30 protein-coding genes are annotated in these 26,988 nt (G+C 27.6%); 22 read left to right on the plus strand and 8 right to left on the minus strand.

Annotation, left to right across the window (positions count from 1 at the left end; translation table 11 throughout):
• Window positions 1-65 precede the first annotated feature (65 nt).
• The 8 genes from LJD32_RS06510 (at window position 66) to greA (ending at window position 6,716) form a co-directional block, all read left to right on the plus strand.
• Window positions 66-1,169, plus strand: coding sequence for a lactonase family protein (locus tag LJD32_RS06510; RefSeq protein WP_227392141.1), 1,104 nt, complete (start codon window positions 66-68; stop codon window positions 1,167-1,169).
• A 77-nt stretch (window positions 1,170-1,246) separates the two neighbouring features.
• Window positions 1,247-2,317 carry an endolytic transglycosylase MltG gene (gene mltG, locus LJD32_RS06515; protein WP_227392142.1) on the plus strand — a complete coding sequence of 357 codons (1,071 nt, stop codon included), beginning with the start codon at window positions 1,247-1,249 and terminating at the stop codon, window positions 2,315-2,317.
• A 1-nt stretch (window position 2,318) separates the two neighbouring features.
• Window positions 2,319-2,909 carry an O-methyltransferase gene (locus LJD32_RS06520; RefSeq protein WP_032091364.1) on the plus strand — a complete coding sequence of 197 codons (591 nt, stop codon included), beginning with the start codon at window positions 2,319-2,321 and terminating at the stop codon, window positions 2,907-2,909.
• A 5-nt stretch (window positions 2,910-2,914) separates the two neighbouring features.
• Window positions 2,915-3,847 (plus strand): peptidase U32 family protein, encoded by a 933-nt coding sequence (locus LJD32_RS06525; protein ID WP_227392143.1) that lies wholly within the window; start codon window positions 2,915-2,917, stop codon window positions 3,845-3,847.
• Window positions 3,834-5,087 (plus strand): peptidase U32 family protein, encoded by a 1,254-nt coding sequence (locus tag LJD32_RS06530; RefSeq protein WP_032091362.1) that lies wholly within the window; start codon window positions 3,834-3,836, stop codon window positions 5,085-5,087. Before LJD32_RS06525 ends, LJD32_RS06530 begins: the two co-directional genes overlap by 14 nt.
• Window positions 5,077-5,706, plus strand: coding sequence for a uridine kinase (gene udk, locus LJD32_RS06535; protein ID WP_022001126.1), 630 nt, complete (start codon window positions 5,077-5,079; stop codon window positions 5,704-5,706). Before LJD32_RS06530 ends, udk begins: the two co-directional genes overlap by 11 nt.
• Before the next feature lie 3 nt (window positions 5,707-5,709).
• A complete protein-coding gene (locus tag LJD32_RS06540) occupies window positions 5,710-6,171 on the plus strand; it encodes a DUF4234 domain-containing protein (RefSeq protein WP_081919061.1) in 462 nt (153 codons plus the stop codon).
• Window positions 6,172-6,230: 59 nt separating this feature from the next.
• Window positions 6,231-6,716: a transcription elongation factor GreA gene (gene greA, locus LJD32_RS06545; protein WP_022001124.1), complete on the plus strand. Its 486-nt coding sequence runs from the start codon at window positions 6,231-6,233 to the stop codon at window positions 6,714-6,716.
• Between the two features lie 9 nt (window positions 6,717-6,725).
• On the opposite strand, the gene LJD32_RS06550 is transcribed toward greA, so the two are convergent.
• Window positions 6,726-7,076, minus strand: a complete 351-nt coding sequence (locus tag LJD32_RS06550; RefSeq protein ID WP_032091361.1) for a hypothetical protein — start codon at window positions 7,074-7,076, stop codon at window positions 6,726-6,728.
• Window positions 7,077-7,130: 54 nt separating this feature from the next.
• Here LJD32_RS06550 and LJD32_RS06555 point away from each other — a divergent pair, with 54 nt between their 5' ends.
• Window positions 7,131-7,757, plus strand: a complete 627-nt coding sequence (locus LJD32_RS06555) for a DUF421 domain-containing protein (RefSeq protein ID WP_107029302.1) — start codon at window positions 7,131-7,133, stop codon at window positions 7,755-7,757.
• On the opposite strand, the gene LJD32_RS06560 is transcribed toward LJD32_RS06555, so the two are convergent.
• Window positions 7,758-8,537, minus strand: coding sequence for a ZIP family metal transporter (locus tag LJD32_RS06560; protein WP_032091359.1), 780 nt, complete (start codon window positions 8,535-8,537; stop codon window positions 7,758-7,760).
• Window positions 8,538-8,585: 48 nt separating this feature from the next.
• Complete coding sequence (locus tag LJD32_RS06565) at window positions 8,586-9,839, minus strand: hypothetical protein (RefSeq protein WP_175300733.1); 1,254 nt, start codon at window positions 9,837-9,839, stop codon at window positions 8,586-8,588.
• Between the two features lie 111 nt (window positions 9,840-9,950).
• On the opposite strand from LJD32_RS06565, the gene pnp reads away from it, so the two are divergent.
• On the plus strand, window positions 9,951-12,101 hold the full coding sequence (gene pnp, locus LJD32_RS06570; protein WP_227392144.1) for a polyribonucleotide nucleotidyltransferase: 2,151 nt from the start codon (window positions 9,951-9,953) through the stop codon (window positions 12,099-12,101).
• A complete protein-coding gene (locus LJD32_RS06575) occupies window positions 12,073-12,645 on the plus strand; it encodes a Maf family protein (RefSeq protein ID WP_227392145.1) in 573 nt (190 codons plus the stop codon). The genes pnp and LJD32_RS06575 overlap by 29 nt, the downstream gene beginning before the upstream one ends.
• A 102-nt stretch (window positions 12,646-12,747) precedes the next feature.
• Here the strand turns inward: LJD32_RS06575 and LJD32_RS06580 are convergent, their stop codons facing one another.
• The 4 genes from LJD32_RS06580 to LJD32_RS06595 form a co-directional block, all read right to left on the minus strand.
• Window positions 12,748-15,240, minus strand: coding sequence for an ABC transporter permease (locus LJD32_RS06580; RefSeq protein WP_227392149.1), 2,493 nt, complete (start codon window positions 15,238-15,240; stop codon window positions 12,748-12,750).
• Window positions 15,230-15,907 (minus strand): ABC transporter ATP-binding protein, encoded by a 678-nt coding sequence (locus LJD32_RS06585; RefSeq protein ID WP_227392146.1) that lies wholly within the window; start codon window positions 15,905-15,907, stop codon window positions 15,230-15,232. Before LJD32_RS06585 ends, LJD32_RS06580 begins: the two co-directional genes overlap by 11 nt.
• Window positions 15,908-15,989: 82 nt before the next feature.
• A complete protein-coding gene (locus LJD32_RS06590; RefSeq protein WP_227392147.1) occupies window positions 15,990-16,976 on the minus strand; it encodes a sensor histidine kinase in 987 nt (328 codons plus the stop codon).
• A complete protein-coding gene (locus tag LJD32_RS06595) occupies window positions 16,969-17,640 on the minus strand; it encodes a response regulator transcription factor (protein WP_032091354.1) in 672 nt (223 codons plus the stop codon). The genes LJD32_RS06590 and LJD32_RS06595 overlap by 8 nt, the downstream gene beginning before the upstream one ends.
• 169 nt (window positions 17,641-17,809) lie before the next feature.
• On the opposite strand from LJD32_RS06595, the gene LJD32_RS06600 reads away from it, so the two are divergent.
• The 7 genes from LJD32_RS06600 to LJD32_RS06630 all read left to right on the plus strand — a co-directional run bounded on the left by LJD32_RS06600 (window position 17,810) and on the right by LJD32_RS06630 (window position 24,197).
• Window positions 17,810-18,118 carry a hypothetical protein gene (locus LJD32_RS06600; RefSeq protein ID WP_032091353.1) on the plus strand — a complete coding sequence of 103 codons (309 nt, stop codon included), beginning with the start codon at window positions 17,810-17,812 and terminating at the stop codon, window positions 18,116-18,118.
• Between the two features lie 208 nt (window positions 18,119-18,326).
• Window positions 18,327-20,348, plus strand: a complete 2,022-nt coding sequence (locus LJD32_RS06605; protein WP_227403809.1) for a helix-turn-helix domain-containing protein — start codon at window positions 18,327-18,329, stop codon at window positions 20,346-20,348.
• A gap of 2 nt (window positions 20,349-20,350) precedes the next feature.
• Entirely contained in the window at window positions 20,351-22,348 is a 1,998-nt protein-coding gene (locus LJD32_RS06610; protein ID WP_227392699.1) for a penicillin-binding transpeptidase domain-containing protein, read from the plus strand.
• A gap of 55 nt (window positions 22,349-22,403) precedes the next feature.
• Window positions 22,404-22,811, plus strand: coding sequence for a hypothetical protein (locus tag LJD32_RS06615; RefSeq protein WP_117792448.1), 408 nt, complete (start codon window positions 22,404-22,406; stop codon window positions 22,809-22,811).
• A 2-nt stretch (window positions 22,812-22,813) separates the two neighbouring features.
• Entirely contained in the window at window positions 22,814-23,203 is a 390-nt protein-coding gene (locus LJD32_RS06620; RefSeq protein ID WP_175300749.1) for a hypothetical protein, read from the plus strand.
• A gap of 84 nt (window positions 23,204-23,287) precedes the next feature.
• Window positions 23,288-23,980, plus strand: a complete 693-nt coding sequence (locus LJD32_RS06625; RefSeq protein WP_117867750.1) for a DUF3990 domain-containing protein — start codon at window positions 23,288-23,290, stop codon at window positions 23,978-23,980.
• The gene (locus LJD32_RS06630; RefSeq protein ID WP_117867749.1) at window positions 23,973-24,197 is read left to right on the plus strand and encodes a hypothetical protein; all 225 of its coding nucleotides are present in this window, start codon (window positions 23,973-23,975) and stop codon (window positions 24,195-24,197) included. The genes LJD32_RS06625 and LJD32_RS06630 overlap by 8 nt, the downstream gene beginning before the upstream one ends.
• Before the next feature lie 19 nt (window positions 24,198-24,216).
• Here the strand turns inward: LJD32_RS06630 and LJD32_RS06635 are convergent, their stop codons facing one another.
• Window positions 24,217-24,630 carry a hypothetical protein gene (locus LJD32_RS06635; RefSeq protein ID WP_032091348.1) on the minus strand — a complete coding sequence of 138 codons (414 nt, stop codon included), beginning with the start codon at window positions 24,628-24,630 and terminating at the stop codon, window positions 24,217-24,219.
• Window positions 24,631-24,678: 48 nt separating this feature from the next.
• Here LJD32_RS06635 and LJD32_RS06640 point away from each other — a divergent pair, with 48 nt between their 5' ends.
• The 4 genes from LJD32_RS06640 (at window position 24,679) to LJD32_RS06655 (ending at window position 26,919) form a co-directional block, all read left to right on the plus strand.
• Entirely contained in the window at window positions 24,679-25,728 is a 1,050-nt protein-coding gene (locus LJD32_RS06640; RefSeq protein WP_175300750.1) for a serine/threonine protein kinase, read from the plus strand.
• Between the two features lie 83 nt (window positions 25,729-25,811).
• Window positions 25,812-26,021 carry a hypothetical protein gene (locus LJD32_RS06645; RefSeq protein WP_022001110.1) on the plus strand — a complete coding sequence of 70 codons (210 nt, stop codon included), beginning with the start codon at window positions 25,812-25,814 and terminating at the stop codon, window positions 26,019-26,021.
• Window positions 26,022-26,044: 23 nt separating this feature from the next.
• On the plus strand, window positions 26,045-26,407 hold the full coding sequence (locus tag LJD32_RS06650) for a hypothetical protein (RefSeq protein WP_227392700.1): 363 nt from the start codon (window positions 26,045-26,047) through the stop codon (window positions 26,405-26,407).
• On the plus strand, window positions 26,404-26,919 hold the full coding sequence (locus LJD32_RS06655; RefSeq protein ID WP_227392701.1) for a lipoprotein: 516 nt from the start codon (window positions 26,404-26,406) through the stop codon (window positions 26,917-26,919). The genes LJD32_RS06650 and LJD32_RS06655 overlap by 4 nt, the downstream gene beginning before the upstream one ends.
• Window positions 26,920-26,988: the final 69 nt, after the last annotated feature.

The raw sequence follows: 26,988 nt of genomic DNA on the forward strand, positions 1-26,988 counted from the left end.
TTTTTCCTTTTTTAGACATGAACAGTTCATAGAAGGAAATTAGAATAATCAATGAGGTGAAAGAAATGGCATTTAATTTATTTGGAGGAAAAAGAAGAATTACGAAAGGTTTTTTTGCTAATTCTTTAGGAAATAAACAAACAAGAGGAATCTATACATTTCAAATCGATGTGGAAAATGGAGAGTTGATATTTAAAAAATATTTTGTAACACCAACGGATCCAGTTTATGCATTCAATTATGGACGTTTTTCATGTATTACTTATAGAAATAGAACAGGTTCTGTAGATGATGGAGGAATTTGTTCTTATGCAGCAACTGCTGAAACATTAGCACTTGCTTCACGTGTGACAGATAAAGGAAAGACATATGTGCATGCTTGTGCAAATGGTGATGTAGAAACTGCTGATAAAGTATTCTGTGTTGATTATTTTAATAGTGAAATTTCGGTAATTTCTATTATTAAGAAAAAACTTGTAAAATGTATTTCTCATTTTAAGTTGAATGGAAGTGGAAAAGATCCTGTTAAACAAGCACAACCATATCCTACATATGTGAGTTTTTTACCAGATGAAGATAAACTTTATGTTGTTTGTTTAGGGTTAGATCAAGTATGTTTCTTTGATGTTGGTGAAGATGGAACATTAACATTAGATAATGTACATACATTACAATTAGAATCAGGTTGTGGTCCTAAAAAAATGATTTTTAATCAAAAAGGTGATCGTGCTTATGTAATGAATGAATTAAACAGTACAATTTGTGTTTATAAATATGATCATTTAAACTTTGAATTAATTCAAACAATCGATAGTTATCCAAAAGATGATGATCCTGAACTTGTAAGTTCTTTAAGTGATATTAAATTTAATAGTGATGATAGTCATTTATATGCAATTAATAAAGGACATGATTCTCTTGTGTTGTTCGAAGTCAATGAAGATGGAACTCTTACATATATTGACTTTGAAGATACTTCTTATGATCCAGTAGATATGCTTGTTTATAATGAAGAAGGAAATGAATGGATCGTTGTGGCTTGTCAAAAAGGTGGAATTGTTGAATCTTATCGTTTTGGTAAGGAAAAAGGTGGACAAGTTTATGAAACTGAATATAGCTGTATGGTAAATGAACCTGTTTGCTTAACACCATTTATTAATAATTTCTAAGGCAATTTATTTGCCTTTTTTCTTTGGTTGAATATCGACAAAAAATAACATATAATGATACAAGGTGAGGACTCAACATGGAAAAAAAGAAATTAGATATGAAGATTAAAATAGTATTAGGTATTATTATTTTTATTGTTGTTTTATTTATTGGAAGTTTTGTATATTATAAGCAAGGAATCAAGGCTACATCTTCTAAAAATAAGGAAGTGATCGTCACTATTCCTAAAGGTAGTAGTGGAAATGATATTATTAAGATATTAGATAAAAATAAACTTATAAAAAGTTCTACATGTGCCAAAATATATTTAAAAATGAATCAACATGATTTTAAAAGTAATGTTTATATTTTAAATAAAAAAATGGATTTAAAAACAATTTTTAAAGCAATTGAAGGAAAAGATAAAAAATATATTTCTAATACTAAAATAACAGTTTTAGATGGACAAACAATTCCTGAATATGCTTCTATTATTTCTAAACAAACAGGAATAGATTATAATGAGATCATTCAAAAATGGACAGATCAAACATATCTTCAAAAGTTAATTAAAAAATATTGGTTTTTAACAGATGATATTTTAAGTGATGGTATTTATTATCCATTGGAAGGATATTTAGCACCAGAAACTTATTTTCTAACACAAGAAGATACGATTGAAAGTATTACAAAAATGATGTTAGATCAAACACAAAAACATCTAGAAAAATATAAAACACAAATATTAGATTTTAAAGTGAACTCACAACCATTAACAGTTCACCAATTTATGACATTATCATCTATTGTTCAAAGAGAATCACCAGTCAATGACGAAGATAGGCAACTTGTTTGTGGTGTTTTAATTAATCGTTTAAATAAACAAATGCCATTACAATGTGATGTCACTGTTAATTATGGAAATCAAGAAGTAAAAATTGATGTTAAACATACAGATTTAAATAAAGATACAAAATATAATACATATAAATATAATGGTTTACCTGTTGGTCCTATTAGTTCGATTTCAACAGGAATTATAAAAAATGTTTTAAATTATAAGGAAAGTGAGTATTATTATTTCTTTGCAACAAAAGATGGAAAAGTTTTATATGCGAAAACATATCAAGAACATCAAGCAAATGTAAATAGTAATAAGTGGTATTAAAATGAAGTATTTTGATGAAATAGAAAAAAGTGCAAGAGAAAGAAATATTCCAGTCATGGAAAAAGAGGGTTTGGAATTTTTAATACAAACATTCAATGAACATCAATGTCATCGCTGTCTTGAAATTGGCAGTGCCATTGGTTATTCAGCAATGATGATGGTTTCAAATATAGATGATTTTGTAGTTGAAACAATTGAATTAGATGATGCACGTTATCTTGAAGCTATTCAAAACATTAAAGAACAACAATTAGAAGATCAAATAGAAATCCACCATGATGATGCATTAACATTTGATATCAATGATTTAAAATACCAAGAATTTGATTGTTTATTTATTGATGCAGCGAAAGCACAATATCAAAAATTCTTTGAAAAATACATGCCTTTAGTTCAAAAAAATGGAATTTGCATTGTTGATAATCTAGATTTTCATGGGATGATTTTTGATATTGATCATATTAAAAATAGAAACACAAAACAACTTGTTAAAAAAATTAAAAGATTTAAAGATTGGATTTTCAATCATGAAGAATATCAAGTCACTTATTATGGTGTAGGTGATGGAATTTGTGTAATAAAAAGGAAGTGAAATAAGTGTCATTAACAATTAATATAAATAGTTTATCATATCTTTATGATTATTTGGATTTAGGTGTCCATGATTTTATTGTAGGAACAAATCAATTTTCATGTCGACAAGCTTTAACAGTTGATTATATAGAATTAAAAGAAATAAAGGAAAAATATCCAATGATTCGTTTATTTGTTTTAGTTAATGCGTTAGTTGAACAAAAATATTTAGATGATTTAAAGAATCATTTAGATAAATTAAATGAATGTCAAATAGATGGGATTATTTTTCAAGATTTTGGAGTTTTACAAATTTGTAATGAAAAAGGATATTCATTTGAAAAAATCTATGATCCAGAAACATTAAATACAAATCATCTCACATTATCTGTTTTAAAAGAACAAGGAATAGATGGCGCTTTTCTAGCAAGAGAAATCCCGCTAAAAGAAAAACAAATGATTGGACAAAATTGTAAATTAAAAACAATGGTTCAAGTACATGGGGTTGAATATATGGCTTATTCAAAAAGAAAGTTATTGTCTAATTATAAAGAGTATACACATCTTGATTTTAATGTAGATAAAGAGGCACAAATTGAAATCAAAGCCAATGGTGTAGAGGACCATTGTCATATTTATGAAGATCAATATGGAACCCACATTACTTCAACTAATCAAATGTGTGCACTAGATGTTCTTAATCAATTCAATGATTTTGATTATTTATATATTGATGGTCAATATATAAATGAAACAGATTTATTAGAAATTACACATCTTTATATACAAGCTATAGAAGCAATTAAAAATCAAACATACAGTAAAGAATCAATAGAGTTGATGCAATTACTTTATCGTTTAACACCAAATGTTCATTACTACCATAGTTTTTTATTTGATTCAACTGTTTATAAAATTTCTGATGTAAGAAAGAGAGAAGAAAATGAGAGAAGTTAGTCAAGTTATTAATGGAAAAAGAGTCATTGTTAAAAAGCCAGAGTTACTTGCGCCAGCAGGTAATTTAGAAAAACTAAAAGTAGCTATTTTATATGGTGCAGATGCAGTTTTTATAGGTGGAAAAGAGTTTTCTTTACGCTCAAGTGCTTCTAACTTTTCTTTAGAAGACATTCAAGAAGCTGTAGAATTTGCCCATACACATCATGCGGCTATCCATGTAACATGTAATATTATTTTACATGAAGACAATTTAAAGGGATTAGAAGAATATCTTTTAAAGCTAGATGAAATTGGAGTAGATGCAATTATTGTAGCAGATCCTTATATTATGTCTTTAGCAAAAAAATTGCATTTAAAATTAGAAGTCCATGTTTCTACTCAACTATCTACTATGAATACCAGTGCGATTCGTTTTTATGAAAATTTAGGTGTTGACCGTGTCGTTTTTGCAAGAGAAGTAGATTATCAAGATCTAAAAGAAGTAAGAGAAAAGGTTGATATTGATTTAGAGTATTTCATTCATGGAGCTATGTGTATCCATTATTCTGGAAGATGTATGTTATCTAATTATTTTTCAAGAAGAGATGCCAATCGTGGAGGATGTTCGCAATCTTGTCGATGGTATTATGATATTTTTGAAAAAGATCAACAGTTAAATCATGATGAAATTGTTCCTTTTAGTATGTCAAGTAAAGATATGTCTTTAGTAGATGAATTACCTAAACTTATTGAATTAGGGATTGATTCTTTTAAGATAGAAGGAAGAATGAAGTCATTGCATTATATTGCAACTGTTGTATCTACTTATCGTAAATTGATTGATACGTATTGTGATGATCCTGAAAACTTTGATAAAAATGGTTATCGAAAAGAAATTGAAAAGGCAGCCAATCGCGCTTTATGTACAGGCTTCTTTAAAGATGTTCCAAACAGTGATTATCAACTCTATAATCAAAGAGATGAGCATCCTACACAAGATTTTTGTGCGCGTGTATTAAGTTATGATGTAGATAAACATGAAGTTATGATTGAACAAAGAAATTATTTTAAAGTGGGAGATCGAATTGAATTTTTCTCACCACATCATGAAAATGTTTTAATTGAAGTTAAAGAAATATATAATGAAGATAGAGAATCAGTTGAAGTAGCAAATCATCCAATGGAAATTCTTTATTTAAAATGTGAGCAACCATTGTCTGAATTTGATATGGGAAGGAAGGTTTTAACAAATGAAAAATAGTATTATTATTGGTATTGCTGGAGGAAGTGCTTCAGGAAAGACATCTATTTCTAGACAAGTGTATGAATTTTTTAAAGGAAGTCATACAACATGTATTATCAAACAAGATGATTATTATAAAGATCAAAGTCATCTTTCTTTTGAAGAAAGAGTTAAAACAAACTACGATCATCCTTTTGCTTTTGATAATGATTTACTTGTAGAACAATTAAAACAATTAAAAGAAGGAAAATCAATTTCTAAACCTACATATGATTATACTCAACATACAAGAAGTGATGTTGTTGAAACAATTACACCAAGAGATGTTTATATTTTAGAAGGATTATTTGTTTTATATGATGAAAAAATTAGAGATTTATGTGATATTCTTGTCTTTGTAGATACAGATGCTGATATTCGTTTTATTCGTCGTTTAAAACGTGATATTGAAGAAAGAGGACGTTCTATTGATTCAGTATGTAATCAATATTTAGAAACAGTAAGACCAATGCATGAACAATTCGTTGAACCTTCAAAAAAATATGCACATATCATTATCCCTGAAGGGGGAAATAATACAGTAGCCATCGATCTTTTAATTACTAAGATTTCAAGTGTTATTGATGCTAAGGAGTAAAAGATGTATTGTACAAATTGTGGTCGAAAAATTAAAGATGGAGAACGTTATTGCCCTTATTGTGGAACGAAAACATTTAATGAATATGAATTTAATCAACATAGAGTAGATTATGCAATTTCTAGACGTAGTATTCCAATGTGTATTATTTTATCAATTGTTACGTTTGGAATTTATGGACTTTATTGGCTTTATTGTCTTGCCAGTGATGTCAATACACTTACTGGAGAAGAGGATTCTTCAGGTTTTAAAGTCTTGATTTTAAGTATTATTACTTTAGGTTTATATGAACTTTATTGGTTGTATAAAGTTGGAGAGAGATTAAGTGATTTTCAAACTTATCAAGGAGAAATGGTAGATAATTATCGTGCTCTTGTTTATTTGATTTTAGGAATATTTGGATTAAATATTGTAGCAAGAGCACTTATTCAAAATGATTTGAATAAATATGCTTATGATTCATAAAAATAGACTAGATATTTAGATATAAATATGCTATATTATTGATTACGAGGTGACTTAAAATGGATAAAGATAAAGTATTACTTACGAAATCTGGTGTAGAAAAACTTGAAGAAGAAAGAGATAATTTAATTAATGTTGAAAGACCTAGAGTCATTGAAGAATTACAATTAGCTCGTTCTCAAGGTGACTTATCAGAAAACGCTGATTATGATGCAGCTAGAGATAAACAAGCTCAAATCGAACAAAGAATTAAAGAAATTGAATATATGCTTCAAAATGCAGAAATCATTTCTGAAGAACAAATGGATTTAAATGTTGTTAAACCTGGGACAACAGTTACAATTTTAGATTTATCTTTAGATGATCCTGAAGAAGAAAAATATACAATTGTAGGTTCTTTCGAAACTGATCCTGTTAATGGTAAGATTTCAAATGAATCACCACTTGCTAAAGCACTTATTGGTCATGGAGTTAATGAAATCGTGACTGTTGGGGTTGCTGAAGCATATGATGTAAAAATTGTAGATATTGAATTTACTGCATAAAACAACAAGTTATTGTTGTTTTTTCTTTATATAATAAAGTAAATAATAAATAATAAAAACAAATAAAGGTTTTATTAAAATTTGAATATTTATATCTTTTAAATGAAATATAAATTGAATAATTAAATAAGTCATTGAAAGGGTCATTCCGTGGATCAATGGCTTTTCTTTTACCATTTTATAAAAAATAAAAGTGAAAACAACTAAGATAAGATAACTAAAAAAAGTAATCAGTAATTGATAAATAAAAGATGAAACATGCATAAAAGAAAAAAGAATAGCCATAATAAAACTAATGATTAAATAACTTACAAATAAAAATGCATAAGATAATAAATAAGGCATTAACTTTCTTTTCATAGAAACCTCCTAATAGAGAATATGAAAAAAAAGAGTAAGTAGAACGGAGAACATATGTTTAAAATATTTATCATTAGTATTTTTATGTATATCTATCTAACAGTTTTACTTAGGCTTTTTGGAAAAAAAGAATTTAGTCAACTCAATGTTTTTGATTTTGTTGTTTTTTTAGTGATTTCTGAAATCACTACAATGTCTTTAGAAACACAAGATTTGTCTGTTTTAGATAGTGTGATAGCCACACTGACACTCATTATTTTAGATAGAATAGAATCTTTTATTACGATGCGTTCAAAAAAATTGAGAGATTTTTTTGAAGGAAGACCGTGTTATATCATTTATAGAGGAAAGATACAATATCAAAATATGAAAAAATTACGCTATAGTATAGATGATTTATGTCATCATTTAAGAGTAAGTGATATCGATAGTGTTTCTAAAGTGGATTTTGCTATTCTAGAAACAAATGGTTCTTTATCGGTTATTCCAAAACAAGAAAGTCAAACACTTTTACCTGATGCATTGATCAGTGATGGCTGTATTAATCAAGAAGCACTTCAAATTTTAAATAAAGATGAAGCGTGGTTGAAAAATGAATTAAAGAAAAAACACATTTCTCATATAGAAGATGTGCTTTATTGTGTTTTAGAAAAAAAGGGTCTTTATGTGATAAAAAAATAACTATCCAAACATAATATCCAACATCATCATGATCATAAATCCTACCATAAAACTCATCGTACCAACATCTACTTCTTTTAAGGCATTTGCTTCAGGAATCAGTTCTTCGATACAAACAAACATCATCGCTCCAGCTGCAAAGCTTAAAGCAAAAGGGAGAATGCTACTAAAAAGTTGAGCAAATAAAAAACCTAAAAGTGCACTTGGAATTTCTACAAGGGCAGAATATTGACCATACATCATTGCTTTAAAACGTGAGATACCACTTTCATGTAAAGGTAAAGAAATGGCCGTACCTTCAGGAAAGTTTTGGATACCAATACCAATAGATAAAATAAGGGCAGGAACAAGATTAGTTTTAACGCTTGCAATGGCAATTCCAACCGCTAAACCTTCGGGAATATTGTGTAAGGTCATTGCTAGTAATAAAAGTTTATTTTTAGAAAGAGTATTTGTAGGACCTTCTTTTTGATGAGAAATAATATGTTCATGGGGAAGAAATTTATCACATAATCTTAAAAATAAGCCACCGCTAAAAAAGACAAGTGGAATCAAAAAAAGTAAAAGTAGATGATCTTCAACTTGTTGGATTGCTGGAAGAAGCAATGAAAAGAAAGTAGCAGCAATCATAATACCAGCAGCTAAACCTAAAGCAATACTGACAAGTTTTTGACTTTTACTTTTAACAAAATAAACAAGACTTGACCCTAAAAAAGTCATGAGCCAGTTAAAAATAGAAAGTACTAAAGCAAGTAAAAAAAGTTGTGAATTTGATAACATAAAAGACCTCCATAGTATCCTATGAAGGTCTTATCATTTCATCTAGGCTTATCTATTAATAAAGTCATAGTCACTATCATCAATAGTTACTAAAATTGCTTTTTCAGTTAATCTTTGTTTTTTACTATCATAAGTAGGTAAAACAGTATAATTAACACGAATATTTCTTTCTACTTCTTCATCGTAAGCAAAATCTGCTTGTCTAAAGAAGATAGGATCATGATCATAAACAGAAATATTACCAAATTGATTTTGTTCATTGTAATAAACAACTTTACCTGACTTACGAGTAACTAAACTATCAAGATGTGACATGATTAAATCATACATTTCATCATATAAACTACTTGAATCTTTACCTTGATATTTTACATCGATTGTAAAGTCACATTCTTTTTGATTTTCATTACATAATGCTTTAATAAATGAATGAACCACTTTAATTAATAATTCATTACCACTATTTTCAACAGCTTCATTTAATCTTTGATATAAAGGAAGTTGTTCAAGGGCATAACCGTTTTCAAAGAATTCATAAAGTAAATAAGCATTTGCTTCTTTTACTTTACCAACAGTAGCATTTGTTTTATATAAAACTTCGTAGAAGTTAACTCCTTTAATACGATTATGTAAAGAAATAAATTCTCTATTAGCTTCATCATATTCTTTTAATTCTAATAAAGCACATCCTCTATAATATTTGATCCATTGTAAAGCGTTATAATGCCATTTAAGTGGTGTAGCTAATGCTTGATTTGCACATTCTACACATGCTTTATATTGTTTTGTTTCAAATAAAGCACGTACTTTTAATCTAAAGTATCTTTCTTTGAAAGATTCAAATTCTCTACCTTCGTTATTAACAAAAGGTTTATCAGATAATAATCTAACATCTAATTTATTAAGCATTTTGATCATTAAATCATAATTGATTGGAGTTTGATTTAATGCATATTTAATTGCTCTATTAATTGCTGGTTCAACAGGAGAATATTTTTCTTGTTTACAAATACCTAAAATATCTTCAAGGATATCAAAGAATAAACTTTCTTTTTCTTTTATTTTTTCATCATCAATATTAATAAACTTATTATATAAAGCATACCCATATTGATTAATATATCCTTTTAAAGAAGGAGCCATTTGTAAAAATGTATTTCCTACTTCAATTGCATCATCATTTCTACCATTGTTTTTTAATAATTTAATAAAATCATTTGCTTCAAATTCATTGAAAGAAGCAGCATCTTCATTGAATTTATTGAAATATCTTTCAATACTTTTTAATTCGTTTTCGTTCATAAAATTCACCTCATGCATTATTATATCATTTATTTATCATGAATAACATAAAATGTTTTTAAAAACATTTTTTATATGCTATAATAATGCAGAAAATTAAGAGGTGAAAAAATGAGTAAACAAGTGTTTAGTACAGATTTTTACGGGAAAAATCTGACAGTAGAAGTAGGAGAATTAGCTAAACAAGCTAATGGTAGTGTTTTAGTAAGATATGATGATACAGTCATCTTATCAACAGCTGTTGCAGGAAAAGAACCAAAAAGTGTAGATTTCTTTCCACTAACAGTTACATATGAAGAAAAATTATATTCTGTAGGTAAAATTCCTGGAGGATTTCTAAAAAGAGAAGGACGTCCAAGTGAACATGGAACTTTAACTGCAAGAATGATTGATAGACCAATTCGTCCATTATTTGCAGACGGATTTAGAAATGAAGTACAAGTTGTTAATACTGTTTTATCAGTAGATCAACAAGCTTCTCCAGAAATGGCAGCAATGTTAGGGGCTTCTCTTGCATTATGTGTTTCTGATATTCCTTTCAATGGACCAATCGCAGGTGTTAATGTTGGTTTAATTGATGGAGAATTTACCATCAATGCTGGTCCAGAAGAAATGGAAAGAAGTTTAATCAATTTAGAAGTAGCTGGTACAAAAGATGCCATCAATATGGTTGAAGCAGATGCTAAAGAAGTTGATGAAGATACAATGTTAAATGCTTTAATGTTTGGACATGAAGCTATTAAAGAATTAATTGCTTTTGAAGAAAAAGTTGTTGAAGCATGTGGTAAAGAAAAAATTGAAATTCCATTATTTGAATTAGATGAAGCTTTAGTTCAAGAAATTACAGATTTATGTAATGATGAAATGGTTGCTGCTGTATCTATTCCAGGAAAACTTGAAAGATATGCAGCCATTGATGAAATCATGGATCGTGTAACTGCACAATATGATGAAAAAGAATATGCAGATGAAGAAACAAAAGAATCTGTGATGAAACAAGTTGGAATTATCTTACATGACTTAGAAAAAAATGAAGTAAGACGTTTAATTACGGAAGAAAAAATTAGGCCAGATGGTCGTAAAATTGATGAAGTGCGTCCATTAAATGCACAAGTTGATTTATTACCAAGAGTTCATGGTTCTGCTTTATTTACAAGAGGTGAAACACAAGTTTTATCTGTATGTACATTAGGAGCTATGGGAGAAGTTCAAAAAATCGATGGTTTAGGATTAGAAGATCAAAAACGTTTCATGCATCATTATAACTTCCCACCATATTCAGTTGGTGAAACAGGAAGAATGGGTGCTCCTGGACGTCGTGAAATTGGACATGGTGCTTTAGGAGAAAGAGCTTTAGCACAAGTTATTCCAAGTGAAAAAGACTTCCCATATACAATCCGTGTTGTTTCTGAAGTCTTAGAATCAAATGGTTCAAGTTCACAAGCTTCAATCTGTGCATCATCAATGGCATTAATGGCTGCTGGTGTACCAATTTCAAATCCAGTTTCTGGGGTTGCGATGGGACTTGTTAAAAAAGGTGACGATTATACAATCTTAACTGATATCCAAGGTATGGAAGATCACTTAGGAGATATGGATTTCAAAGTAGCTGGTACTAAAAATGGTATTTGTGCTTTACAAATGGATATCAAAATTGATGGTATTACAAAAGAAATCTTACAAGAAGCTTTAGCACAAGCAAAAGTAGGACGTGCTCAAATCATGGATTGTATGTTAGGAGCTATTCCTGCACCACGTGATCATTTATCTAAATACGCACCAAAAATGCATGTTATGCATATTGATCCAGAACAAATTAGAGATGTTATTGGACGTGGTGGAGAAACAATTAATGAAATCATTGAAAAATCAAATGATGTTAAAATTGATATTGATCAAGACGGTACAGTGGTTATCTACCATAGTGATCAAGAAGCAATCGACACAGCTGTTTCTTTAATTGAAAGAATTGTTAAAAAAGCTGAAGTTGGTGAAATCTATGATGGAACAATTGCACGTGTAAATGATAATTATGCATTTGTTACTTTATTTGAAGGAACTGATGGATTCTTACATATTTCTGATTGGTCTTATGAAAGAACAAGCAAAATGCAAGATGTATGTAAGGTAGGAGATGTCATCAAAGTTAAAGTAACTAAAGTTGATGATAAAGGTAAAGTAAATGTTTCTAGAAAAGCTTTACTTCCAAAACCAGTTAAAAAAGAAGAAAAAAATGAAAAAAATGAAAAAAATGAAAAATAAAATCATACTTGCAAGTAGTTCTCCAAGAAGAAAAGAACTTTTCGATAAATATGGAATAGACTACACAGTAGATTTTGTAGAAACAGAAGAAGTGTTAGACGAAAGTTTAACACTTTTTAAAAGACTAGAAAACATTGCTTTACAAAAAGCCAAACCACTTCAAATAAAATATCCAAACAATATCATTGTCTCAGCAGATACCATGGTCACCTTCCAAGATGAAATGTTAGGAAAACCAAAAAATAGAGAAGACGCTAAAAGAATGCTTGAGTTGTTATCGAATAATAAACAAGTTGTTATTACAGCAGTATGTATCATTAAAGATCAACAAAGCACAACATTTACAGATGCAACAACTGTTACATTTAAAAAATTATCTGATCAAGAAATTGAAGATTATCTTGATACAAATGAATGGCAAGGCAAAGCGGGTGCTTATGCAATCCAAGGAGTTGCTTCAAAGTTTGTAGAAAAGATTGATGGAGATTTAGAAAATGTCATTGGAATGCCAATGTATAAAGTCATTAAATATTTAGAAGCTTAACAATATAACGCATATATATCTTTATAAGATTAAAAGAGGCATAGAAATCTAATAATTTACGATAGATTTTATGCCTCTTTTTATTAAATAAATTTAAATTGTTTATTTATTTTTTTGTGTTTTTGTATAATATATTCTTGGTGTAATTAAACAAATTATAAATAGTATGAAATTAATTAAAAAATATAAAAGAAATGAAAAATGATATTTAAAATAATAAAGCGTATTTTGAAATAAAGAAACAATCATCTTCGATAACGGAATTCCTATAATTGTCAGTAGAACTAGAGATATTACAAAATAAATAATACCTTCTAAAGAAAGCAACTTATACAGTTGTTTTTTTGTCATTCCAATTGCTTCTAATGTAGCCAATTCTTTTTTTCTTGAATTGATATTCATGATAATAATATTAATAAAATTGAAGATTCCTAACATAAGTAAAATACATGCAAAAAGAATACCTACAAACATAAAGCAATTTATAATTGGTTGTAATTGCTTGATGGTGTTGATTTGACTTTTAAAAGTGATAGTACAGTTTTTAAAAATACTTAAAAGTTTTTCTTGAAGTTTTTCATTATTGACATTTTTAGTATTGATTTTTAATTCTTCATAAATTGGATCTATTTGTAATTTTTCAAGACCTTTTTCGCTCATATAAATGCAGATATGATCACTATCAGAAATCAAATAATTTTGGGCATCTTGTAGAAAATTAGAATCTTCTTTAAATAAATTTTCAATTTTATAATCGATAAGTTCACCGTTATTATTTTGTATTGAAAGGGAATCATTTATATACTTACGTGATACAGATGTATCTAAAAGATAGATGCTATCACCATTTAAAAATGATATGTTATCTGTTTTATTTGTTTTAGAAAAATGAGAAAGATCATCTTCATTTAAAAGAATGATAGTTGCTTTAAAATGATTGCTTTCTTTAGCAAAACTATTCTTCTTACCTAATTCTTTTTGCAAAAATTTAGATGAACCTGTAACTGTTGAATAAGCAGTTTTAACGATTTTTAATTCAGTTATTTCTTTTAAAGATTGTACTTTTGAGATTTCTTTATTGGTTATATCACTTTGCTTTCCTTCGTTATTTGGATTATTTGCCTCGATATTAAAAGAATAAGGCTGTTGTCTAGCAAAAAGAATATTATAATCTGGCTTTGAAATGGCAGAATAAATTGTTAAACAAGAAAATAATCCAATAAATAGTGAAAGTATAACAGAAATATTTCTTTTACCGTTTCCTAAAATATTTTTAATAGCGAGAGACAGTATGCGATTTTTTTTGAAAATAGAAAATGATCTATTTATATATGATGCATTACCTAGACCGTTATATCTAATTGCCTCAATAGGTGATATTTTGCTAGCAATCTTTGCTGGTTTTTTACTGCTTACCCAAATAGTAAGCAAGACATAAATAATAACAATTAAAAACAAGAAAGGGCTAAATGAAACATTGCATGGAAAGATGTTTTCAATAGCTGATCCCGATATTAATCGCCGAAGTGTATAAGGTACTAAAAAATATGAAAATAGTGATGCAAACACTAATCCCATAGGAATTGCTAATAAAGCATAAAATAGTGTTTCTTTTTTTACAATCGATTTTATTTGTTTTGGGGTCGTTCCTATTGTTTTAAGTTGTCCATAAAAATAAATGTCATTATTGATAGACAATTGCATAATATTATTGATAATAAAATATCCGCTTAATACAATTAGAATTGCTAGAAATGCACATGCTACAATAGACAACAAACCGTCTGTTTTATTTGCTAAAAGACCGAAACTATAGAGTTTTTGATTTTTTGCTAAGTTTAAGTCTTTATTTAATTGGGACATAATCTTATCAGCATCTTGGTGTTTATCTTTAAGAGAGACCATTGTGACTTGATAAAGAGACGAATGTGATTTAGCGTACATATTTGAAATAATAATATTTCCTATTTGATTAATTTCTTGATGATGATCTTTGAAATAAAAAGTTGCTGCAGCAACATTAGCACTTTTGGTTTTTTGATCTCGACCAATTAAATAATCAGTAAAAATAGCACTAATATTAAATCTTTGTTTTTGATGATTTATATTTAAAGTAATATAATCACCAATTTTTTTGTTTTTATAACCTAATTTATTTAATGTCCATCTTGACAAAGCAATTTCATTTTTCTTTGTAGGATAATTTCCTTCAAATGAAGCAATTGTAGGCAAGATGTCTTCTTTCCATTCAATATCATCATAATTAGAAAGAACGATTTGACTATCTGAATAGGAATTTTCAAAATTAATACGACCATAATAGTGTTGATTACCAATATTTTTAATATAATCTAAATCATTTAATTTGTTTTTTTGTTTTTTAGTAAGATTCGTCATCAGGATTTGACTTGTTGTCCCTGCACTTCGTAGATTATAGGTTTGATAATTGTCATAGTAACTGAATCCAATTGAAAAAATACTATAAATCATAAAAGTAACGAGAATGATAGAGACAAACATAAAAAGTGTTTTTGTTTTATTTTTTAATGTTGATAATGTGAGTTTATTGATTGCTTTTTTATTATTATTCATCATTGTTTTCACGCAACTTTCCATCTTCAATTTTTATAATACGATCAGCTAATTGAGCAATATCCTCATTATGAGTAATCATGACGATTGTTTGTTTAAATAAATGACTTGTTCTTTTAATTAATCCTATAACTTCCTGAGTAGTTTTTGAGTCAAGATTTCCAGTGGGCTCGTCTGCAAGAATAATAGATGGTCTTGTTGCCAGCGCTCTAGCGATAGCAACACGTTGTTGTTGACCGCCTGATAATTTATTTGGACATACATTTTTTTTATCTTCTAGTTTTAAAACGTGAAGTATTTCGTTTATAAAATCATATGGAATCTCATTACCATCAAGTTCAATAGGCAAAATGATATTTTCTAAGACAGTGAGGTTACTGATAAGGTTATAATTTTGAAAAATAAAGCCAATGTTTCTTCTTCTAAAAATAGCCATTTCATCTTCATCCATTGATGTAATATCAATATGATTAATAAATACTTTTCCACTGGTTGGTTTATCTAATCCACCAAGTAAATTTAGAAGAGTAGATTTTCCGCTACCAGAACTTCCAACAATTGCAATAAATTCATGATTGTTAATATTCAAGTTAATGTTATCTACAGCTTTTACAGTATAGTTATCCATTTTATAATATTTTTTTAAGTTTATTGTTTTTACGATTTCCATAAGCATTCTCCTTTGATTATCTATATTCTACAAAATAAATATCACAAACTTGTTACAAAAAAGATAATGAACAAAAAATTCATTATCTTTTTAAATAGATTGTAAAAGTAGAACCTTTTCCATATTCGGATTGGACAGTGATATAGCCTTCTTCTCTAGATAAGATTTCTCTTGTCAAATAGAGTCCAATACCAATACCATCTTCATCTTGCACTTCCTGTGCTCTATAAAATCTTTGGAAAATATTATTATAGTTTTCTTTTTTTATACCAATTCCTTGATCAGTAATTATGATTTTAGAAAAGAAAGTATTTTTTGACATCTGAATTGTTATGGTTGTATTTTTATTTGAATATTTTATACAATTTTCTAAAACATTAAAAATTGCTTCTTGAGTCCACTTTTCATCATATAGGGCAGAGATATGTGTATTTTTGGATAGTTCGATATTAATATGTTTTTTTTCAGCAAGTAAGAAAACATGATTAATTACTTCAATTAGAGTAGAATAAAGATCATTTTTTTCAATATTTAATTGAATGATATCTGTTTCTAATCGAGACATTTTTATAAGAGATTCCATTAGAAAATCAAGTTTATTAATTTGTTGATTAAGCATTATATGAAAGTCAATAGCTTCTTCTTTAGATAAGTCATTACGTGCTAACAAATCGTTAAATATTTTAATGTTGGCTAAAGGCGTTTTTACTTGATGAGAAATATGAGTGACTAATGACTGAATTTCTTGTTTAGAATGGATTGTTTTTTCTTTTTCGATATCTAATTCTTGTTTATATTTATTAATTTGATGTAATAATTTTGATTCAATCGTTTCTTCATATTCTTTATTGCTTTGAGTTGCTGTTTTATCAAAAGTATTAAAAATATAATGTGTTAAATGATTTATTTTTGATTTGAAAGAAAAAATGTTTAGATAGTGTATAAAAATACTTACTAATGAATTTAAGATGATTAAGCATTTTATTAAGATAGAATTTGTTGAAAGGAAAATGATTATTGAAATAGAAAATAAAAATAAAACATAAAGAGTTGCAATGATTTTATTCATCATGACACCACCTGTAACCTAGGCCATAAACAGTTTTAATATAATGGTGTTTATCATCTTCTATCTTATTTCTTAATCGAGATATATTAACAAGCAATGTATGCTCATCAACATAATTTTCATTTGAATCCCATATTTTTTCAATGATTGTTTCTTTTAAAATTATTTGATTTTGATTTTCTAAAAATAAAGATAATAATTTGAATTCTAGAGGTGTTAATTTGATTTCTTTATTATCGATTACTAATTTAGATGTATTCTTATCAAAAAATAGATGGTCATCTTTGTAGAAAGTGTTTTTTGTATTTCTTTTTAAAATAACATTTATTTTCTTGTGAAGAATTTCAATATTAAATGGTTTTGTTACATAATCTTCTGCGCCTAAATTAAAACCATGTAAAATAGCTGAATCCAAATCACAGGCAGATAAAATAAGAATAGGAATATTTGAATTGATAATTTTTATTTGTTCAATAAGATCAAAACCAGATAAATCAGGGAGATTGATATCTAAAATAATAAGATCAAGATTATTTTGAGAGAGTATGTCAAGTGCTTCTTGACCGCTAAAAGAAGATAATACATAAAATTTTTCTTTTTTAAAATAAACAGAGATTGCTTTATTTAAAGGTCTATCATCTTCAATTAATAAAATATTATACATTTTTCATCACCTGTTAATTAATTATCTATGTTATGACATGATTGTCAACTTATAGATTAACAAAAAAGATAAAAGATATTTTCATAAATAGAATCAATTGATAATAATCTTGTTTTTATTATGATATAATTAAGTAAATAGAAAAGGTTCAAAAAGGAGGAAAAATATTATGAATAATTTTGCAGAGATTGTAAGAGTAGGCATTATTGCAGGACTTGGCGTGGTTTTAATGATTATGGCTCTTTTAATAGCAAATGGGAACTCGTTTCTAACAAAAGGAATGAACAAGAAATATACAAATGAATCTGTTAGAGATTATTGTAAGAGTAATTGTTTAGGGCAAATTATTTTTGCTTTAGGTCTTATTTTAGAGGGAATCTTTTCTAAAGGAATATTTTATTATTTAGGAGTTGGATGTTTATTTTTTGGAGCAGTACTTATGGTAGCTGTTTCTAAGAAATTAGTAAAAAGAGTATAATAGCATGAAGATGAGAAATAAAATCTCATCTTTTTTATTTGAAAAAGAATGGCTAGATGAAAAAATATAAAATTATTTTTGTAATCCATTTTTTATAAAAAACACGTAATATCAAGGGATTCCACGCTTCGTAGACATATTCTCTAGATGGAATGTTGTATCTTTTAAAGAAAGTTTTTAGTATGATAGGTGTAAGGGAGTTGTTTATATGGATAGTAAAAAAATTGGAAAAGTAATTGCAAAGAGAAGAAAAGAAAAAGGAATGACTCAAGGGGAACTGGCAGAAAGATTATCTGTTTCTAATAAGACAATTTCTAAATGGGAAACCGGGGTAGGGTTACCCGATATTTCAATTCTTGTCGATCTAGCAAGTATTCTTGATATAAGTGTTGATGATTTATTGAAAGGAAAAGAAAATAAAGTTCAAAATGCTCTATATGAGAAAAACTTTTTAATAAAAAAGAAGTATTATAAAAAATATTTGAGAGATCATTATTTCGAAAGCAAGGCTTATTGGCTATTCAATTTTATAGGAATTATGTTTATCTTAGGAGGTTTTGCTTTTTTACCACTTCAACAGTATATTCATCATTATGTAGATATTCTTGGTAAAAGTTTTATTGTTTTAGGAATTATTCTCATATTATTTCCTTTTATGCAAATTTTTTGTAAAAGCAACTTTTTTAAAGAACATGAAGTCTTTTATACATTTAAAGATAATGGAATGACTTATCAAGAAAATGAAGAAGCTATTTTTTATAGTTTTCCACAATTTAAAAGAATTAATTATAAAGATTTTATACTTTTAAAGAAAAATCAAAAGATTTTATTCGTTGATCTTAATGATTTAGATCAATTAGAAAATGATATAGAAGAAACAAAAATTAAGAAGAGTTCATTTTTAATTTCTTTATTTACCAATGTTATAGGTTGTTCATTATTGGTCTTACAACTTGGTTATTTAGTTATCTTAAAAAGATTTGGATTTGAATATATTCATTCAATGAATCAAATTATATTTAATCTCATTATTTTATGTTGTCTTTTCATTAATTATTGTCTAATTAAGAAAAAGAAGATTAAGATTCAATATGTTTTAATAGGCTGTTTAGGATTTGTTGTAATTTCTATTTTTGGATTTCAGTATTTTCAAAAAGATGAAGAAATTTCATCTTTTTCTTCAAATTTAAAAAACAGAGCTGTTTTAAAGTATGATGACGATCAACATCGCCTAGATATTTACCATTATACCTATTTATGCTTTGCTAGAAAAAGTGATACTGTTTCTACAGAAATGAAAGGTTATCATGGAAAATGGCTTACGAATGATTGTTACGTTTTTACTTATAATAACGAAGAAAATCAAAAGAAAGTGTATGTATCTACTTTTGGCGATCGTGGTGATGGAATTTCATATTTTAATATTTTTCCTACATTGCAAGGGGAATGGTTTAATAAAAATAACGGTGAAACAAAAACATATCTTAAAGAAAATGCAGGACAATTAACTTTAAAAATAAAAAATAAAACGCAATATTTTGATGCAGATGAAACAAAACAAAATGGGACGATTGCTTTAACTTTATCTAAAGATGAAGAAGCTCAATATATTATTGCCTTAGATGAAAACTGTATTTTAAATGAAGATAATCTTTTAGATAAAAATGGGACAATTCAAATTTATAATCTTCAAAATGATTCAAGCGTAACTCTTTATTGCGGGACCTATAAAGAAGATAAAAAAGAACAAGAAGAAATTGATAATGACTATCGAAAACAAGCCAAAGAGCTTGTTAATAAAATGGTTGCTTATTTGAAAAAAGACTCAACATTACCTGATTTTGATGATAGAGAATCTCTTTTTAAAGTTCCTTCATCATCCAATGACTTTTATGTTGTGACAAGAGATGCCTATTTTCATTCTTTAAAATTATTTAAACAAGATAGAGCACAAGAAACGGGGCAAATTAAACAAATCAAAGTTTTAGCGGGAGATATTAATGATTTCTATGTTGAAATGACCTATACATCGACAATTACCTATTTAGGTGAAACGGAAACCATGGATATTACATATCATTATCGTATAAAAAAGGGAAAGGATTGTTATTTGGTAGCATTTGTTGGTTATCGTGTACCAGGAGATATTGGTTTAGTAAAGTGTGATCCTGTTATTGAAAAAGACGTTTCAACAAATGCAGATTATGCATATTCTGTAGGAGGACAGTAGAAATGAAAGATAAAAAGAAATGGATCATTGGAATAAGTGCCTGTGTTTTACTGATGGTTTCTGTGTTTTTTGTGTTTAATCAAGGGAAAAGTAATGAACAAGTTGTTACAGAGTATTTTGAACTTTTAAAAAAGAAAGATTATAAACAAATGTATCAAATGTTGAATCAAAAAACAGTCTATACACCTACACAAAAATACTTTGTTGAAAAATATAAAGAATTTTATGAAGAAATTGATGCAAAAAATATTCAAATAAAAATCTTAGATGAACAAGATAGTGTCATTGAATATTTAATCTATATTGATACCCTTGCAGGAAGAATCACTTATCGAAATAAAGTAGGGGTCAAAGATGAACAAATCCAATTTAATAAAAATCTAATTATGGATGGGTATACTGATGGGTGCAAAATAAAAATAACAACATATAATCCTAAAAAAAGAGGACGTATTTTAGATAGAAATGGAAAAGTTCTTGCTGAAGATGGAAAAGGTTATTCTGTTGGACTTGTAAAAGGAAAACTAAATGGTGAAAATGATTATGGACAAATTGCACAGTATTTAGAAACAGATGTTGAAACCCTTCAAAAGAAAATGAGTGCATCTTGGATTAATGATGATTCTTTTGTACCTATCAAAACTGTTTCTGAAGCAACTAAAAACGATTTAATCAATAAGAATATTTTAGGTATCAACGGCGTTAAAATTTCGACAGTGAGTATTCGTACGTATCCTTACGATAAGGTGGCTTCACATATCGTAGGCTATGTTCAAAATGTTAATGCTGAAGATTTAAAAAAACATAAAAATGAAGGCTATAATTCGACTTCAGTCATTGGAAGAAATGGGATTGAAGCGGCTTATGAAGAAAAGCTAAAAGGAATCACATCTGGTAAAATTGAATTGGTTGATAAAAATGATAAAGTTATTAAAGAACTTTGTCATAAAGAAGTTAAAATGAGTCCACAAGATATTACACTAACAATTGATATTGATTTACAACAAAGCCTTTATAATGAATATCAAAATGATAAAAGTGCATCTGTTGCTCTCAATCCAAAAACAGGAGAAGTTTTAGCACTTGTATCAACACCATCCTACTCAAACAATGATTTTGTTTTAGGGCTTTCAACAGATAAATGGAATGCTTTAAATAATGATGTCAACCAACCATTGATGAGTCGTTATACACAAACCTATACACCCGGTTCATCTATGAAACCTATTACAGCAGCTATTGGGTTAGAAACAAAGACGATTGATCCAAATAAGGATTTAGGGGCTAAGGATAAATGGCAAAAAGATTCAAGTTGGGGTAATTATTATGTGACAACATTACATGCGCCTTCCCCTAATGATTTAAAGAATGCAATCACGTATTCTGATAATGTTTATTTTGCAAGAAGTGCGTTAAATATAGGAAAAGATAATTTATTTAAGTATTATAAAAATTTGAAGATTGGTGAAAAGATTCCTTTTGAACTTGCTTTAAATAAAAGTCAGTATATCAATAAAAATCAAAAAGTAAGTGATCAATTAATTGCTGATAGTGGCTATGGTCAAGGACAAATTTTGATAAATCCACTTCAACTTGCAAGTATCTATAGTGCTTTTGTTAATAATGGATCAATCTATCAGCCACATATAGTTCAAGGACAAACAAAAACATGGATTAAAAATGTTTTTTCAAAAGAAACAACAAAAATAATAAAAGAAGATCTTATTAATGCCATTGCGGATGAAAATGGAACAGGACATGCCATCTATCATGATAATGTCATTCTTGCCGGAAAAACAGGAACGGCAGAAATCAAACAAAGTCAAAGCGATACGACAGGAACAGAACTTGGTTGGTTTACAGTCATGACGATAGATGAAAAACAACCTATTTTAATGACAACTGTCGTGGAAGATGTTAAAAATCGTGGCGGTAGTGGTTATGTTGTTGAACATACAAAAGCACCATTAGATTTATATTTATCTCAAGTAAGTGATTAACTAAATGAATGAAATTTCTAACGAAGTTTCATTCGTTTTTTAAAGAAGGGAAAAAATGGGAAAGTATCTTTTAAAGAAACTTGTGATTATTGAAACGCTTATGATTGGCATTGTTTCTTTATTTATAGTAATGAACTATTTTTCTAATAATACTATTTGGGATTTAATAATTCATGATGAACCTGAAGACGTATTACTTTATGAAAATAAGGATGCGACATCAAAAGCAAAGGTACAAATATATGAAAAATGGAGTTTGTCATTGTTTGATAGATATATCCGTGTAGATATTACCTTTAATAATTTAGAAACATATAGCTATTCAACAGTATGTTATGCAAGTGAAAATCTTGATTTTAATAATACTCAAGATGTAAATGTTAAATGGAAAAGGCATATTCCATCAATTTATATGAGGAATCATCCAACGATAACAATCAGGTCTATAATACAAAAGGAGTAGGTATGAAATATAAAGTAAAGTTATTTATTTTTGGTGTGAAAACATTTATGATATTTTGTATTGTTTCTACAATGATTTTTACCCGTATTTATAATGGCTCCTATTTTTTGATTTTTCATCAATTTGATAAACAAGAGCATCTTATTTTAAAAAAGAAAATAAGTAATCGTGATTCTATTGTTATTTTTGAAAGAGGAGAACCAGTATTCTTTGAAAAGAATCATCTAGAAATAAGATTGAGTAATAGAATTGATGTGATCGACATTGACATTGATAATGCAGGCAAACCTTTAACAAAAAAGAATATAGATATTAATCAAAGACAAGATTTTATTGAAATAACAATCCATAAAAATGATGGAAAGACAATAGTTTATAGTTTGATGAAATAATTAAAAATAAAGTGTCCAACACTTCACAATTCATTAAGAAATAATATATAATTTAGTAGAAATCATAGAAAGGATGGTAATTATATGAATGTTCAATCAGATTGTGAGTCATTATATATAAACTGTATAGAAGAATATAAAAAGAAATATAGTATAGATGATGAAAAGGTTTATGAATTATTTCATGAATATCATATTTTTGAAAATGTTCTCTTACAGCATGAATATTTACATCAAGTAAGTTTTGAAGAAGTATTTCAGTATATTGAAAAACTTATTAAACAAGATTCAAAAAAAATAACAGTGTATCATGGTAGTTGTTTTAAGTTTGATCAAATTGATTTGAACAAATCACATAATCGTAGAGATTTTGGTAAGGGATTTTATACAACAGTATTAATGTCTCAATCTAAAGAATGGGCTTATCGATTATCATTAAGAGAAAAAAAGAATAATTATTATGTATATGAATATTTGTTTGAGAAGAAAGATGATTTAAATATTAAATATTTTGATTCATTAAATGAAGAATGGTTAGAATTCATTAAAGAAAATAGAATTAAAGGCGGTTTACAACATCAATATGATGTTGTTATTGGACCAGTAGCAGACGACAATACAATGCAGACAGTACAATTATATATGTCTAATATTCTAACAGCAACAGAAGCAGTAGAAAGATTAAAATATAGTAAAGTTAATAATCAAGTTTCTTTTCATAGTGAAAAATCATTAAGTTGTTTACGATTTATAAGGAGGATGAAATACGATGCATGATATTTACTATTTTAATGGGCAAGATATTACGATGAGCGTATGTATTCAAATTCATAGAGTTATTAATCTTATTCAGGAACAAGAAAAAATTGATTTTGAAGAAGCAACGGGAAGGTTTTATCATTCTCAAACGTATAAAACACTTACTCAAGTTGAAAATGGTTTATGGGCAGAAAATGCTGAATATATTTTAGATCGTTATAACGAAGAAAAATAGGACTTCCTTAGAAGTCCTATTAGTCTTTTAGAGGCTCTAAATCATGATTATAAAGTTCAATGTTGACTTCTTCTACGGTTTGTTTTTTTAATAAGCCATTTAATAAAATAAGATCTCTGGCATTATGAGGATATAAGTCACCTGCATTATTCAAAGATAATAAGTGATTTGTTTCTTTTTGGGTTAAATTCATAGCAAGAGCTAATCGATAGATTTTATCCTTTGCATTTTTTCCTTTTTCGCCACGGATAATTTTATAAGCATAAGTTCTTTCTAATCCTGATTTTCGTATAATATCTGCTTCTTTTAAATGATATTTTTTAAACAAATGATGGATATATTCAGAAAAATCCATATCATGAATTTGTTTTAAAAGATCATCAATATCTGCTTCATTTTTTAAAGAGTTTTCTATTTCTTCTGTTAAAATCATATCATCACCTAAAAATATGATATACTATATTTTACGGAGAGACAAGATATGATAGTTTTAGAATTAGAAGTTATTAAAGAAACACCCCAAAAAAGAATTACATTAGTAAGAGAATTAGATAAAAGAAATATTTATATAAAAAAAGAATTGAAAACATATAATAAAACAATTTGGGAAAAGTTAAAACAATTAGATATAGAAGGAATACCACATATTTATTCAATAGAAGAAAATGAAGACGGTTTAGAAATCATCGAAAAATATTTAGCTTGTCAAACATTATCTGATATTTTAGATGAACATACTTTTTCAAATTTAGAAGCTTATCAAATTATAAGACAATTATGTATTATTTTAGATGTATTGCATCAACAAGATCCACAAATTATTCATCGTGATATTAAACCCGAAAATATCTTTTATGATGGAAAACAAGTCTATCTTTTTGATTTTGATATAGCTAGAAATTATATTGAAAATCAAAAAAGAGATACTACGGTGTTAGGAAGTCAAGGTTATGCAGCTCCTGAACAATTTGGTTTTTATCAAACAGATATAAGAAGTGATATTTATTCTTTGGGAGTTTTATATCATGTTTTACTTACTAATAAGTTGCCTAGAGATTATGACTTACAAGGAATAGAAAAGAGAATAATTGATAAAATGATTGCTATTGATCCTCAAGGCAGATATCAAGATGTAAAAGAAATTATTAAAGATTTAGATCAATTATTTCATATTGAAAAAAAGAAAGAAAAGAAAATCAAACATCCTAATGCTTTACCGGGATTTAGAAGTGGTAAGCTTTGGAAGATGATTGTAGCGATTATGGGTTATCTTTTATTTATATGGATTTTAATAAGTTTTAAGATTGAAAATCAACCAATAAGTCAGTATCAGTATTTTGTTTATCGCTTGATTTTAATTTCTTGGTTTATTATAACACTTTTATTTTCTACAAACTATTTATCTGTTAGGGACTATTTACCTTATTATAAGAATCATAGGATTGTTGTTAAAGTTTTAACAACGATTATTTCTTGGCTTATTTTATTATTTATCTCTATTATTATTGGAACTCTTTTAATGTATCTTTAATTGTGCCCCGAGGGGGCACCTTTTTTTATGTCTTATAAGATAGATTATAGATGTAGTCTATTTCTAAGATAAGGAGGTTATGTATGGATATAGAAGAATACCAAAGTAAAGATATAGCTGGGAAGATTCTTTATTTAGCATCATTGTTTAAGGGGATAAAAGATCATTTGGATGTATTAAATGAAAGAGAAGAGTTTAATCAAGTTGAATCACAAATATTTACGATTTTAAATGATTTAGAATTAGGTATTCATGAATTATGTATTTTATATGAGATATTAGAAAAGGAATAGACAAAAAAGAAAGGAGAGGGAATATGAAAACTTGGAAATTAGTAGCAGGTATTTTATCAATTATTTTAAGTGTATTTGTTTTTTTTCAATCAGTATTAGTAGGGACTGCTAATACAATGTCAGCTAATGGAGAAGTAGGAGGAAGTGCTGGTGTTTTTGTCTCTATTTTTATGTTAGCAGGAGGAATTGTTTCAATTGCTGTAAGGAATAGTCAAAAAAATGGAGGAAATATTGCAATTATTATTTTATTTTTATTAGCGAGCCTTTTAGGATTGGGACTTGCTGGGAATTTTGGTGATTTAAATGTTTGGGCAGGATGGTGTTTAATAAATGCTGTTCTAGCAATTATTTCAATTTTTAAACAAAATAAAGGAGTACAACAATGAAGAAAATAATCAAGATAGTTTTAGTTTTGTTTGTAACACTTACATTAGGAGCATGTGGAAGTAGTGAAGAAAAAGATACAAATAAACATACAAAAACAGAAGAAAAGAAAGAAGAAAAAATATATACGATAGGTGAAACTGTAACATATACTAAAAATAGTAAAGATTTGATTCATTTTACAGTTGATTCAGTAAGAAATACAGATGATCGTAATGAATTTTCAGATAGTCAACCAGAACAAGTCATTATCATACATTATTCTTATGAAAATATAGCAAATGAAGATGATATTTATTTTTCAAGTATTAACTTTAAAGTTATTGATGAAGGTGGAAATGTCTGTGAAACTTATCCAGCTTCTATAGATACTTATCCCCAAACAGCACCTATAGGGACAAAAAGTGAAGGGGAAGAGGCTTATGGTTTAAAGCAACAAAGTTCTAAGATTAAGTTGATTGTAGAATTGGATTATTCAGGAACAAAAGCTACTTATGAATTACCAATTCAATAAAATTAAGAAATAACCCCGAATTGCAAGCAGAAACTGGAAATAAGAGAAAATAGGAACTAATTTTTATAG

It is taken from the genome of Faecalibacillus sp. TM498 (genome assembly GCF_020589955.1).
In the GTDB taxonomy this organism is placed as follows: Bacteria; Bacillota_I; Bacilli_A; order Erysipelotrichales; family Coprobacillaceae; genus Faecalibacillus; species Faecalibacillus intestinalis.